We start from the raw sequence: 13,292 nt of genomic DNA, 5'->3' as shown, positions 1-13,292 counted from the left end.
GTAATCAAAAGCGGTTTTTTTGAACAACCTCTAAATTTATATTCACATAAGGGAGAGAGAGTACAATGACAGCATCTATTATTAACGGTAAAGAAGTATCCCAAGAGATCCGCGCAAGCATGACAACAGAAGTGAAACAGCTTAGCGAACAGGGGGTAGTACCTGGTCTGGCTGTTGTGCTCGTCGGGGAAGATCCGGCATCCCAAGTCTATGTGCGTAATAAAGAAAAAGCATGTCACGACCTCGGTTTCTACTCCGAAGTGCATCGCTTGGATGCAGATACGTCCCAAGAAGATCTGCTTGCGCTGGTGGACAAGCTGAACAATCAACAATCCATAAACGGAATTTTGGTTCAACTGCCACTCCCTAAACATATCGAAGAGAAAGCGGTTATTGATGCAATTGCCGTGGATAAAGACGTAGACGGGTTCCATCCAGTCAATGTTGGTAATCTCGTTATTGGAGACGATAGTCTGCTTCCATGTACCCCTGCTGGTGTAATCGAACTTATCAAGCGTACTGGACTGGAAATGTCCGGTAAACATGCGGTAGTCATCGGAAGAAGCAATATTGTCGGCAAACCGGTATCCCTGTTGCTCCAACGTGAGAATGCAACGGTAACGATGTGTCATTCCCGTACAGCCAACATGAAAGAAATTACACGCCAGGCGGACATTCTAGTTGTAGCCATCGGCCGTGCCAATTTTGTGGATGCTGATTTTGTGAAACCGGGTGCTGTTGTTATTGATGTCGGCATGAACCGTTTGGAGAATGGCAAACTGGCAGGAGACGTTGATTTTGAGAGTGTAAAAGAAGTTTCTGGTCCAATTACACCGGTTCCTGGTGGTGTTGGTCCGATGACAATCACAATGCTGATGCAAAATACATTGATCGCTGCCAAGCGCGCTCACGGATTGGCCTAGGGTTTTGTCTGTGGCAGATCAAAAGATCTACTCCATCAAAGACCTGAACCGATATATTCGAATGAAACTAGAATCGGATCAGGTCCTGTCGGACGTTTGGCTACGCGGGGAGATTTCGAACTTCACACATCACTCCAGCGGCCATATGTATTTTACATTGAAGGACAAGGACAGCCGGATTAAGTCGATTATGTTTGCGTCCCATAACCAGCGATTACCCTTTGTACCGAAGGAGGGTGCAAGGGTTATTGCTCGTGGTAATGTCTCGGTGTATGAACGGGATGGGCAGTATCAATTCTACGCTACCCATATGCAGCCGGACGGGATTGGAAGTCTGTATCTGGCATACGAACAGCTGAAGAAAAAGCTCGAGGAAGAAGGATTGTTTTCACCTTCTCGAAAAAGACAGATCCCTCGTTATCCACAGACCATCGGGGTTGTAACTTCACCGACGGGAGCGGCGGTGCGGGACATCATGATCACACTCCAGCGCAGATACCCTTCTGCCAAAGTTGTTTTGTATCCTGTTCTGGTTCAAGGCAAGGGTGCAGCACCTTCCATCGTCAAAGCGATTGGCAACCTGAATCGGATGGGAGAAGCCGATGTACTTATTGTTGGACGTGGAGGCGGTTCACTGGAGGAATTGTGGGCGTTCAATGAGGAGATTGTGGCAAGAGCAATAGTTGCTTCGGATATTCCTGTCATTTCTGCGGTTGGGCACGAAACGGACTTCACTATTGCTGATTTTGCAGCCGATTTGCGTGCGGCTACACCTACAGCAGCTGCTGAATTAGCTGTACCTAATCGAGCTGAGTTGCTTGATCAGATCGGACAACGTCAGCGCCAGTTACAGCATAGCTTGCGTCAGCGTGCTGTACATAATCGCGAACGGCTAGCAAGATTACAGCGTTCGCCGGTGCTGGTTCATCCAAGACGTACCTTGATGCAACACACCGAACGACTGGATATGATGCACCAACGGCTTTTGAGAACAGTGGATACGCGTATGAAATGGACAGGAGAGAAGCAAGAGCGTTTGCGGGCAGCACTGCAACGATTCAATCCTCGTGAGCAGGTCAATGCAGCACGCCGTGAGAATGCGGCAGCACGCAGACAACTGGAACTTGCGATCAGGTCTATAACCAGATCGAAGCATCAACAGTGGAAATCATCTGTGCGGCATCTGGATGCGCTTAGCCCGCTTAAAGTCATGTCACGGGGATACAGCCTTGTCTATGACGAGCAGGAACAGCGATTAATCAAGTCCACGAAGGATGTACAGCCTGGAGATTCAATTAAGATTAAATTAACAGACGGACAGCTGGACTGTCAGGTTTGGGGAATGAAGGAGGACGACAATACCCATGGCGAATGAACCGGAATTGAATTTTGAAGAGGCAATGGCGGCATTGGAAGACATCGTAGGTCAGCTGGAACATGGTGATGTTCCGTTGGAACAGGCCATCGATCTGTTTCAACGCGGGATGAAACTTTCGCAACTTTGCGGTCTGAAGCTGGAACAAGTGGAACGTAAGATCGAGATGATCGTAGAAGAAGATGGAGAGCTTCGCAAGAAGCCTTTCGGAACTGCTGACGATGAGAGCGGTGAAGTCCATGAGTAATCGTCCTTCGTTTCAAGCATATCTCGAAGAGGTCACAGCTGAGGTGACAGAAGCGTTGAAACACACGCTTCCCGATCATTGGGATGTACCCCAATCGTTGACGGATGCGATGCAGTACTCACTCATGGCCGGAGGCAAACGCCTTCGTCCTCTTCTGGTCGTTGCTGCGGCGGAAGCCTTCGGTGCACAGCGTACAGCTGCAATGCCGGTAGCCTGCGCCGTGGAGATGGTTCATACCTATTCACTGATCCACGACGACCTGCCTGCTATGGATAATGATGATTACCGCAGGGGAAAATTAACGAATCATAAGGTATATGGTGAGGCAACAGCCATATTGGCAGGCGATGCGCTGTTAACCCATGCTTTTTATAGCATTGTTCAAGCTGGACGCCGTAGCGGTGTGGCGGCAGATGCGTTGCTGTCCATCGTAGAGGACATGTCCGAACTCGCTGGAGCAAGAGGTATGGTTGGTGGCCAAGTTGCGGATATGGAAGGCGAGCAAGGCATGACTGATCTTGCACAGCTTCAATATATTCATTTGCACAAAACAGGTGACCTGATTGTTTTCTCCCTCATTGCTGGAGCACGAATCGGTGGAGCAACGGAAGGACAATTGGAAGCCTTGCGTGTATTTGGCCGTGATCTGGGGCTGGCGTTCCAAATTCAGGATGACATTCTCGACTTGACGGGTGACGAGCAGAAGATGGGCAAGAAAACACAGAGCGATGTGAATCAGCAGAAGGTAACATATCCTTATTTTATTGGCATGGAGGCTTCTGTAGCTGAGGTGAAATCTCTTACCCAATCTGCAAAAGACGCACTTGAAAGAGCTGAGTTACCTGATGCATCCAGATTGCTGGAAATTGCAGATTACCTGATGAGTCGAGACCATTAGATTCTGATAAAACGCGCTGTTTCAAAACCTGTATAACCGTGTAATGAATGTAATGTCCTTTTTCCGAGTAGATGGAAAAAGTCTGTCCCGAGTGGATGCGGGAATACATATGGAGAAGAATTTTAAATAACTTGCTGGCGAGAATGCTCGTTATCGGGAGTATAGTGCAGTAAATTATGATTCTTGTTCTTTTATGTTATAATGATTTAATGTCATTTGATTCATAATGTATATATCGATTTACAACAATAACTAAACAATCTAGGAAAGCGGGGAGATTCTCGTGCTGCTTCCACAAATTAAACAACCCAGTGATCTAAAGTCGATGTCTCAGGATGATCTTGCCCTTTTGTCGGCAGAGATCCGGCAGTTTCTGATTGAGAAACTGTCTGTTACAGGTGGGCATCTCGCACCCAACTTAGGCGTGGTTGAGCTCACGGTAGCCCTGCATTACTGCTATAACAGTCCAGCAGACAAAATGATTTTTGATGTAGGGCATCAGGCTTATGTGCATAAAGTCCTGACAGGGCGTATGGATCGCTTTGATACATTGCGTCAACATAACGGTCTGTGCGGGTTTGTCAAACGCAACGAAAGCGAACATGATGTATGGGAAGCTGGACACAGCAGTACTTCGTTGTCCGCTGCGATGGGGATGGCCCTTGCACGTGATCTGAAGGGTGAGGACAACCAAGTTATCGCGATGATTGGTGATGGAGCGCTTACAGGTGGTATGGCTTTTGAGGCCCTTAATCATATCGGTCATGAGCAGAGAAAACTGATGGTTATTCTGAATGATAATGAAATGTCCATTGCTCCAAACGTTGGGGCCATGCATAAATATTTGAGCAAGATTCGTTCGGATCGTCATTATCTGAAAGCAAAAGATGATGTCGAGGGGATGCTTAAAAAAATTCCAGCTATCGGAGATCGATTGGCCAAATCGGCAAGCTGGATCAAAGATAGTGTCAAATATATGATGGTACCAGGTGTTCTTTTTGAAGAACTGGGCTTCACGTATTTGGGACCGATTGATGGGCACGATATTCCCAAATTGATTGAAACCTTCAAACAGGCAGATAACGTTGATGGCCCTGTGCTCGTTCACGTGCTCACGACCAAAGGTAAAGGTTATCAGCCAGCAGAAGCCGATTCGCACAAGTGGCACGGGATTTCACCGTACAAAATTGAATCTGGGCAAGTGCTGAAGGCAGTTGGAAAACCGATGTACACGGAAGTGTTTGGTCAAACGTTAATTGATCTTGCAAAGCAGGATAAGCGGATCGTAGCTGTAACGCCAGCAATGCCTACAGGATCAGGTCTCATTCCTTTTAGTAAGGAGTTTCCTGACCGCATGATTGACGTAGGGATCGCAGAACAGCATGCGGCAACCATGTGTGCTGCACTGGCTATGGAAGGCTTGAAGCCGGTCTTTGCCGTGTATTCTACGTTTATGCAACGTGCATATGATCAGATTGTACATGATATTTGCCGTCATAACGCTAACGTGATGTTTGCTATTGACCGTGCCGGGTTTGTTGGTCCGGATGGGGAAACACATCAAGGGGTATACGATGTGGCATTTATGCGCCATATTCCAAATATCGTCCTGATGATGCCAAAAGACGAAAATGAATTGCGCCACATGATGAAAACGGCGCTTGATTATAATGAAGGTCCAATTGCTTACCGTTATCCACGAAACAATGTGGTCGGTGTGCCTTTGGATGATGTACTTGTTCCGATTCCAATCGGATCATGGGAGCAACTGCGTCCATCAGAGGGATATGCTGTCATCGCTTCAGGGTCGATGGTGCAGCTTGCAGAAGAAGCAGCAGAGATGGTGAAGCGGGAAGGGATCACAGCAGGCGTAATCAACGCTCGCTTCCTCAAACCTCTTGACGAGCAGATGTTGCGTGATTTAGCTGTTCGAGGCACCAAATTGATTGTACTTGAAGAAACATCCCAAGCAGGCAGCATGGGTAGTGCAGTGCTGGAGTTTTATGCAGAACAGGGACTACATGATGTTCATGTACAATTGATGGGGATTCCGGATCGCTTCATCGAGCATGGCAGTATTAAGGAACAACGTGAGGAAGTGGGTCTTACCGTTGAAAATGTATGTGCTGAACTGCGCAAGATGGCTGTTCAATTATCTTACGGCATACCCAAAACACGTTTTCCTTCGTAAATTTACATGATAGGAGACAGACATGTCACTCCCGAAAGAACGAATTGATGTTCTGCTGGTTGAGCAGGGCTATTATGAAAGTCGTGAGAAGGCAAAAGCTGCAATCATGGCTGGACTGGTATATGCCAATAATGAGCCGATCGAAAAGGCGGGCATGAAGATTCCAAGGGAAGCCGAGCTGAAAGTTAAAGGCTCGGTGCATCCCTACGTCGGCAGAGGCGGATTGAAGCTCGAAAAAGCGATCCGTCATTTCGACCTTGATATGAATGGACTTGTCATGCTCGACATTGGTTCATCCACCGGTGGATTTACGGATTGTGCACTTCAGCATGGCGCGTCTCACGTCTACGCTATTGATGTGGGGTATAATCAGCTCGACTGGTCTTTGCGTAATGATGAGCGGGTTACTGTTATGGAACGAACCAATTTCCGCTATGTGACTCCTGAAGATCTGACGGGACCCGTCCCGAACTTTGCGAGCATTGATGTGTCGTTCATTTCACTGCGAATCATATTGCCGCCACTTCTGGCTCTTTTGAAACAACCTGCAGATATCGTTGCATTGATTAAACCTCAATTTGAGGCAGGGCGTGAAAAAGTAGGAAAGTCCGGTGTGGTACGTGATACGAAGGTACACAAGGATGTATTGCAGACCATGCTTCATTTTGCCAGTCAACTTGGTTTGCATCTGCAGAGTTTGACTTTTTCACCGATAACCGGTGGAGAAGGTAATATAGAATTTCTCGCACATTGGCGTCTGGAAGCACCAGAGGCCACACAACCAGAGATCGATCCAGCTTCACTTGACGCACTTGCGGAGCAAGTTGCGAAGGAAGCAGCTCATACATTTACGGGAAACTCATCATAAGATGGGTTTCTTTTCGCTGGAAAGGTGATTGACGTAAAGGGAAATCGTTACTGAACCTCGAATATGTCTTCGAGGTGAGCGATAATGGATGGTCAATATGACACAATCGTTATAGGTGTACTTGCTGTCTGTTTGATCTTGTGGCTGTTCTTTGGCTTACGTAATTGGGTGAACCGACCGATGCCGGTAAGCTTGTCTGGAATGCAACTGAACGTGAAGATTCAGGATTCCCCGGCCTTGGATTTGCTTGAAGCACAGGGTTACGAAGTCATCGGTGGCAAAATGAAAGTTCCTTTGGCTTTTGAGGCCAATGAATCCGTTTATTACAGCAGATTATTCATTGATTATGTTGCAGAACGTGAGGATCTCAGATACCTGGTGAAAACGTCTCGTCGCAGGCAGCCAATTGAAATGACCGGCCCTGCGCTAAGGGATCGCTTCCTCAATTATCTGTTGTTATATCCTGGCTGTGAAGGATTGCTGTATGTTGACGTGGAGGATTCCGATATTAAGTTAATCAGGCTCATGGACTATCAGGAAGATGTGTATGATGGGGATGATCTGGACTAATATAAAAGAATAAACATTGCAGGGCAAAGTCTGCGGCGAATTACAAATGCTGCTTTATTGCAATACATTTAACTGGAGGCATGTATGAAAGGACAAAGGCACATCAAGATTCGTGAAATCATTAGTCAAAATGAAATTGAGACCCAGGATGATCTGGTTGAAGCACTACGCAAATCAGGTTTTCAGGTGACTCAGGCGACGGTATCCCGGGATATCAAGGAGCTTCTGTTAATCAAGATTCCGATGGATGATGGCAGATACAAGTACTCTTTACCAACAGACCAACGATATAATCCGATTCAAAAGTTGAAGCGTGCACTCGTTGACAACTTCCTGCACATTGATCACACAAACAATCTGGTTGTGATGAAATGTTTGCCGGGAACAGCAAACTCCATTGCAGCTTTGCTTGATAATATTGAATGGAATGAAGTCATGGGGACGATCTGTGGAGATGATACCATTCTGATTATCTGCCGGACTGAAGGTAACAGCGTGACCGTTATTGAACGCATCATGGGTTATATTGCTTAAATTAATGGTTCAAAAACATAATTTCTGAGTTAGTCATCCGGAGGTGTTTTTGCAGATGTTAGTTACGTTATCGATTCGAAATCTGGCTGTGGTGGAAGAAGTGGACGTTGTATTCCATCCGGGATTCCATGTACTCTCAGGTGAAACGGGTGCAGGAAAGTCGATTATTATAGATGCACTTGGCTTAATTGCTGGTGGACGAAGTTCAGCTGATCTGATCCGGTACGGATGTGAGAAGGCAGAGATGGAAGCCTTGTTCGAGATGGAGCAGAGTCATCCGGTCTGGCTAACGTTAGAGAAGCTCGGTATCCACTGTGAGCCGGAAGAGCATTTGGTCATTCGACGTGAGCTGAATACTCAGGGGAAGAGTACGTCCCGCATTAATGGGCAATTGGTCAATCTGACCATGCTGCGGGAAGTAGGCGAGAAGCTGATCAATATTCATGGACAACATGAACATCAGAGTTTGCTGCGTGCAGAGAGCCATCTGGGGCTTCTCGATACTTATGGCTCGGAAGTAATAGGACCTGTCAAAGCGAAGTATCAGGAGCGTTACAGCAAGTTTATCACGGCTGAAAAAGAACTGCGTGCGCTTCAGGAGTCCAGTCAGCGGGCATATCAACTCTTGGACATGTATCGCTTTCAGCTTGAGGAGATCGCAGCAGCAAGCCTTACACGAGGCGAGGATGAATTACTCGGGGAAGAACGGGTCAAACTATCCCATAGTGAGAAAATGATGGACAGTGTTGCCGGTGCATATGATCTGCTCAGTGGTCAACGCGGACTTGAAGCTGTGAGCATTGCCCTTTCAAGAATTGAAGACATTTCTGGATATGATAGCAAAGGACTGCAACCAATCGTAGAACAGCTGCAATCCGCATTTTATCAATTGGAAGATGCAACATTTCAGTTAAGGGATTACCGGGAGAAGATTGAATTTAATCCGGCAAGGCTGGAAGAAGTGGAGCAAAGGCTGAATCTGATTTCTGGCCTCAGACGGAAATACGGGGACAGTGTTGAACTTATTCTGAGTTATTATGATCAGATTAGCCATGAAACCGACCAACTGGAGAACAAGGACGAACGGCTGGAGAAATTGCGAGCTGAACGTGACAAAATGCTTAACCTTGTGATGGAATCTGCTGAAGAACTCAGCAAGGTTCGTAAACAATGCGCCGAGGAACTTGCTGCACAGGTGGAAAGCGAGCTCAAGGATCTGCAAATGGAACGGACTACGCTTCGTGTTCAGATTACTCCTTTCGAAGATCCGAAGGGCATTGAATGGAATGGACGCCGTATTCGTCTGAATCGTCAGGGTGCGGACAATGCGGAATTCCTGATCTCACCGAACCCGGGCGAGCCATTACGACCACTTGGCAAGATTGCTTCAGGTGGTGAGTTGTCGAGAATGATGCTGGCGATGAAGAGTATCTTTGCGCGACATGACCGGATACCTGTGTTGATTTTTGATGAAGTTGATACCGGAGTTAGTGGTAGAGCAGCTCAATCCATTGCTGAAAAACTGTTCCGTTTGTCTTCTACTTGTCAGGTTTTCTCAATAACTCACTTACCACAAGTGGCTTGTATGGCAGATCATCAGTATCTCATTGAGAAACATGTCTACGATGGACGGACGATGACGCAGGTGGAATCGCTGTCAGACGAAGGCAGAGTGAAGGAATTGGCACGTATGCTGGGCGGCGTGGAAATTACAGAAAAAACGCTGCATCACGCACAGGAAATGCTGAATTTGGCGGAAGCCAAAAAAGGGTGAAACGGACGGCTGGCGTAATGATTGACAGTAATAAAAGCCTGGGGGCGAGGTTATCTTATAGGTACGCAATTGGCGACCACCTTTCGTCAAGCGAAAGAAGCAAAGGGAGTGTGACAGCCATTGAATTCCCCCCTCAGGAAGAAATTGCTAGGTCTTTTATTTGCCTTCTTTCTTTGTGTGATTAGCCAGGCCATTCAGCCTGTGCAAAGTTATGCTTCACTGCCGGATGAATTGCAAGTGTTTGCTGGCAGGCAAGCGGATGTCCGGCTCGCTGTACCTGCTGCTTCAAGCGCCGTTGTAGATCGTCCTGATATCGTTGGTTTGGATGATCAGGCAGCGATGCATGTTACCAGGCAACAACCTTTGCATCTTCACCCTCAACAGACGGGACATGCCAAATTAACGTTGAAGTTGTGGGGTAAAATTCCGGTCAAAACAGTCCATGTGAATGTGATACCGGATTTGCGTGTTGTACCCGGGGGTCAAACGATTGGCGTCAAAGTTAAATCGGCAGGCATTCTGGTTGTAGGTCATCATCTGGTCCACTCTGGGCAGGATGAGCGTGTATCGCCAGGAGAAACAGCAGGCATTAAGCTCGGAGATCTAATTACGCATATGGATGGTAAACGCCTTGATGGTGTGGCAGGTGTCTCTGAGGCCGTTGAACTTGCAGGGAAAAGTAAAAAAGGTATTGATGTTGTTTTGAAACGTGGTAAGGAAACGGTGAAGACACGATTAACTCCGGCGTATGACTCCGAGGATCAAGCGTGGAGGCTTGGATTGTACATTCGTGATTCTGCAGCCGGTGTTGGCACACTTACCTTCTATGCTCCAGATCAGGGCGTATACGGCGCACTGGGCCATGTCATTACAGATATGAACACACAAACATCTATTGTTGTAGGTAGTGGTCAGATCGTTCAGTCTAATGTGACGTCCATTTCTAAAAGTGAGACCGGTGATCCGGGTGAAAAACGTGCTCATTTCCTCAAGGAAAGCAAAATTCTGGGCAATATTGAACGTAATACGGCTTTTGGCATCTTTGGTAAAATGTCCGGAAATCCTGAGCACAGTCTGTATTCGAAAGGTATTCCCGTCGCTTTTTCTCATGAAGTCAAAGAAGGACCGGCCGAAATACTTACCGTGGTTGACGGCCAACAAGTTGAACGCTTCTCGATTGACATTGTTCATGTGGCAGATCAAACCGAGCCAGCAACAAAAGGTCTTGTACTTCGAATCACGGACCCGAAACTGCTGGATAAGACCGGAGGTATCGTTCAAGGTATGAGTGGCAGCCCCATTGTACAAAATGGTAAGTTGATCGGTGCAGTTACTCATGTATTCGTGAATGATCCAAAATCGGGTTACGGTTGCTTCATTGAATGGATGTTACAAGATGCTGGCGTTATGATGAAAAAGGAAAACGATAAGAACCTCAAGGCTGGTTAAACAGCCCTGAGGTTCTTTTTTGTCGAAAGCAAACATAATATATCGGATAATGAAATAAATTATTTATTATATAGGATCAAGAAAAAAAAATAAAGAAAAATAATTTTCGACAGGAGGAATTTAACTTGCTGTGTCGAAAATTTAACCTGTAAGGAAATGTACGAAACGATGTTTAATTTAAAGGAGGATACCGTTTTGCAAAAAATTGAGGTATTGCTGGCCGATGATAATCGTGAATTTACGAATTTGCTTGCCGAATATATATCTGAGCAGGAAGATATGGAAGTAACCGGTATTGCATACAATGGAGAAGAAGTACTGCAATTGCTGGAGCAAACTCGGGATGTGCCGGATGTATTGATTCTGGATATTATCATGCCGCATCTGGACGGTCTGGGTGTGCTTGAGCGCTTGCGCAACCTGAACCTGTCTCCACAGCCTAAAGTCATTATGCTTACGGCATTCGGACAAGAGAATATCACACAGCGTGCCGTGCAACTCGGAGCTTCTTATTATATTCTCAAGCCATTTGACATGGAAGTGCTTGCGAATCGTGTGCGTCAACTGGTTGGAACACAGACCGCGATGTCCACAAGCAGCGGTTCATCCATGTTCATGAAATCCAATGTTGTGCCAATGGGCAAACACAAAAATCTGGATGCAAGCATTACGTCCATCATACATGAAATCGGTGTACCTGCGCATATTAAGGGATATCAGTATTTGCGCGAAGCCATTACGATGGTGTATAACAATATCGAAATTTTGGGAGCCATCACCAAAACACTGTATCCGGCGATTGCCGAAAAATTCAAAACGACGCCGTCCCGCGTCGAACGTGCGATTCGTCATGCCATTGAAGTGGCATGGACTCGCGGTAACATCGACAGCATCAGTCACTTGTTTGGTTACACGATCAACATCAGTAAGTCGAAACCAACAAATAGTGAGTTCATTGCGATGGTTGCTGACAAGCTGAGAATTGAGCATAAGGTAAGCTGAAAGGGTCAGGAGTAATGATTGGAGAAGAAATTTTGGATTCAGATTAGATTCTAGCCAAATGAATTTTGGGGGTCAATGTCTGAATTCGTTCATTTCAGGTCGATAAACTTCTGTAATATATGCCAACGAATACCGTCAATTATTGGATTTAAGATATCCAGTAAATGACGGTATTTTTGCATAACGAAATAACACAGAACATGGGGATAAAAATTTTATTTCATAAACTTTTACTTTCAGTTAACGCTTTTTTAAGTAGAAAGTGGTACGATGTGACCATTGACAAAGACCTACATATATATTTGAAAAGTACGGATTAGATGCTACGAACAGAGGAGTAGAATAGTATGTTTACGCAAATAGGCAAGATTGCTGAACCGATTCCTGTAGTACAATCTGATACAAAATGTGATATCGTCTATCATCTTTTCAAGTCCAATCCTAGTTTGGAAGGTATAGCTGTTATGGGGGAGAAGGGTGTGTCATTAATGATGCGGCCCCGATTCTTTCAGCAGATTGGCACCCAGTATGGCTATAATCTGTATATGGGACGTCCTGTAGAACTGGTGATGAACACGCAGGCACTGGTCGTGGATTATTCGGAACAGATTACAGATGTCAGTGTTCTAGCCATGGACCGAGATGAAGGGGAAATATATGATCTTGTGTTGGTCACGTCAGGGGAAAGTTTCTTTGGAGCTGTGAGTATTCGCCGTTTGCTGCTTGCTGTTGCTGATGTACGGGCTGAAATGGCGATTTTTATGAACCCGCTGACTGGTCTTCCAGGTAATCATATCATAAATGAAAGGCTGTCTCAGGCTCTTCAGATGGACCATTTTAGCGTACTGTACGTTGATCTCGATCAATTCAAATCCTACAATGATAGCTACGGCTTCAAAATGGGGGATCAGCTTATTCAGGCGACAGCTAACTTGCTTCACAAGCTATTTGTTCCCCCTGAAGCTTTTCTTGGACATATCGGTGGTGATGATTTTATTACGATCCTGAATCACCATGATTACAAACATATTAGTGAGGAAGTCATCTCAGGTTTTGAGGAAATGAAAAAGATATTTTACAACGAACATGATTGGCATAATCAATATGTTCTGGGGGAAGGACGTTCCGGGCTGAATCGGCCGCTCCCTCTTGTGTCGGTATCCATCGCCGTTGTAACCAACAGCAAGCGAAAATATGAAAACATAGATCAGATTATTGATGAGGCCACACGGATCAAAAAAGGTTGTAAAGCGATTGCCGGTAGTGTCATCTGTGCAAATGATTCCGCCATTACTCCGTGCTAGAAATAAGAAATACTCATAGTAGCTACAACTACTAACGCTAAAGATACAAGAAAAACCGCTACTTATCAGGAGTTAGTCACCTGTAATAGCGGTTTTTCTATCGATGGATGCGAGACGAGTGCTGTGTTGTGAAAACACTTCAACCTCATTATGTATA

Annotated in this window: 12 protein-coding genes; all 12 read left to right on the top strand. The window is 45.9% G+C overall.

What is annotated here, in order from left to right; genetic code table 11:
- Positions 1-65: 65 nt before the first annotated feature.
- Positions 66-923: a bifunctional methylenetetrahydrofolate dehydrogenase/methenyltetrahydrofolate cyclohydrolase FolD gene (gene folD, locus NZ043_RS29870; protein WP_017687597.1), complete on the top strand. Its 858-nt coding sequence runs from the start codon at positions 66-68 to the stop codon at positions 921-923.
- A 10-nt stretch (positions 924-933) separates the two neighbouring features.
- Positions 934-2,298, top strand: coding sequence for an exodeoxyribonuclease VII large subunit (xseA, locus tag NZ043_RS29865; protein WP_339309957.1), 1,365 nt, complete (start codon positions 934-936; stop codon positions 2,296-2,298).
- On the top strand, positions 2,288-2,545 hold the full coding sequence (xseB, locus tag NZ043_RS29860; protein WP_017687599.1) for an exodeoxyribonuclease VII small subunit: 258 nt from the start codon (positions 2,288-2,290) through the stop codon (positions 2,543-2,545). Before xseA ends, xseB begins: the two co-directional genes overlap by 11 nt.
- Positions 2,520-3,443: a polyprenyl synthetase family protein gene (locus NZ043_RS29855; protein ID WP_339309956.1), complete on the top strand. Its 924-nt coding sequence runs from the start codon at positions 2,520-2,522 to the stop codon at positions 3,441-3,443. The genes xseB and NZ043_RS29855 overlap by 26 nt, the downstream gene beginning before the upstream one ends.
- A 283-nt stretch (positions 3,444-3,726) precedes the next feature.
- A complete protein-coding gene (dxs, locus tag NZ043_RS29850) occupies positions 3,727-5,634 on the top strand; it encodes a 1-deoxy-D-xylulose-5-phosphate synthase (RefSeq protein WP_339309955.1) in 1,908 nt (635 codons plus the stop codon).
- Positions 5,635-5,656: 22 nt separating this feature from the next.
- Positions 5,657-6,502, top strand: coding sequence for a TlyA family RNA methyltransferase (locus NZ043_RS29845; protein WP_074095692.1), 846 nt, complete (start codon positions 5,657-5,659; stop codon positions 6,500-6,502).
- Positions 6,503-6,586: 84 nt separating this feature from the next.
- Entirely contained in the window at positions 6,587-7,072 is a 486-nt protein-coding gene (locus NZ043_RS29840; RefSeq protein WP_076215803.1) for a hypothetical protein, read from the top strand.
- A gap of 84 nt (positions 7,073-7,156) precedes the next feature.
- A complete protein-coding gene (argR, locus tag NZ043_RS29835; RefSeq protein ID WP_017687604.1) occupies positions 7,157-7,606 on the top strand; it encodes a transcriptional regulator ArgR in 450 nt (149 codons plus the stop codon).
- Between the two features lie 55 nt (positions 7,607-7,661).
- Complete coding sequence (recN, locus tag NZ043_RS29830) at positions 7,662-9,380, top strand: DNA repair protein RecN (RefSeq protein WP_133385415.1); 1,719 nt, start codon at positions 7,662-7,664, stop codon at positions 9,378-9,380.
- A gap of 120 nt (positions 9,381-9,500) precedes the next feature.
- Complete coding sequence (gene spoIVB, locus NZ043_RS29825; protein ID WP_076215808.1) at positions 9,501-10,829, top strand: SpoIVB peptidase; 1,329 nt, start codon at positions 9,501-9,503, stop codon at positions 10,827-10,829.
- Between the two features lie 195 nt (positions 10,830-11,024).
- Positions 11,025-11,831, top strand: a complete 807-nt coding sequence (spo0A, locus tag NZ043_RS29820) for a sporulation transcription factor Spo0A (RefSeq protein ID WP_062835258.1) — start codon at positions 11,025-11,027, stop codon at positions 11,829-11,831.
- A 347-nt stretch (positions 11,832-12,178) separates the two neighbouring features.
- Positions 12,179-13,135: a GGDEF domain-containing protein gene (locus tag NZ043_RS29815; protein WP_339309954.1), complete on the top strand. Its 957-nt coding sequence runs from the start codon at positions 12,179-12,181 to the stop codon at positions 13,133-13,135.
- The last annotated feature ends 157 nt before the right edge of the window (positions 13,136-13,292 follow it).

Origin of the sequence: Paenibacillus sp. FSL k6-2145 (assembly GCF_037976585.1) — a bacterium.
In the GTDB taxonomy this organism is placed as follows: domain Bacteria; phylum Bacillota; class Bacilli; order Paenibacillales; family Paenibacillaceae; genus Paenibacillus.
Note: the sequence above shows the minus strand (reverse complement) of the source record. Positions and strands in the feature narration are given on the sequence as shown.

Bases quoted from the DNA above. Each gene is read 5' to 3' on its own strand.
- folD (WP_017687597.1), top strand. From the start codon at position 66: ATGACAGCATCTATTATTAACGGTAAAGAAGTATCCCAAGAGATCCGC.
- xseB (WP_017687599.1), top strand. From the start codon at position 2,288: ATGGCGAATGAACCGGAATTGAATTTTGAAGAGGCAATGGCGGCATTG.
- NZ043_RS29855 (WP_339309956.1), top strand. From the start codon at position 2,520: ATGAGAGCGGTGAAGTCCATGAGTAATCGTCCTTCGTTTCAAGCATAT.
- NZ043_RS29845 (WP_074095692.1), top strand. From the start codon at position 5,657: ATGTCACTCCCGAAAGAACGAATTGATGTTCTGCTGGTTGAGCAGGGC.
- NZ043_RS29840 (WP_076215803.1), top strand. From the start codon at position 6,587: ATGGATGGTCAATATGACACAATCGTTATAGGTGTACTTGCTGTCTGT.
- argR (WP_017687604.1), top strand. From the start codon at position 7,157: ATGAAAGGACAAAGGCACATCAAGATTCGTGAAATCATTAGTCAAAAT.
- recN (WP_133385415.1), top strand. From the start codon at position 7,662: ATGTTAGTTACGTTATCGATTCGAAATCTGGCTGTGGTGGAAGAAGTG.
- NZ043_RS29815 (WP_339309954.1), top strand. From the start codon at position 12,179: ATGTTTACGCAAATAGGCAAGATTGCTGAACCGATTCCTGTAGTACAA.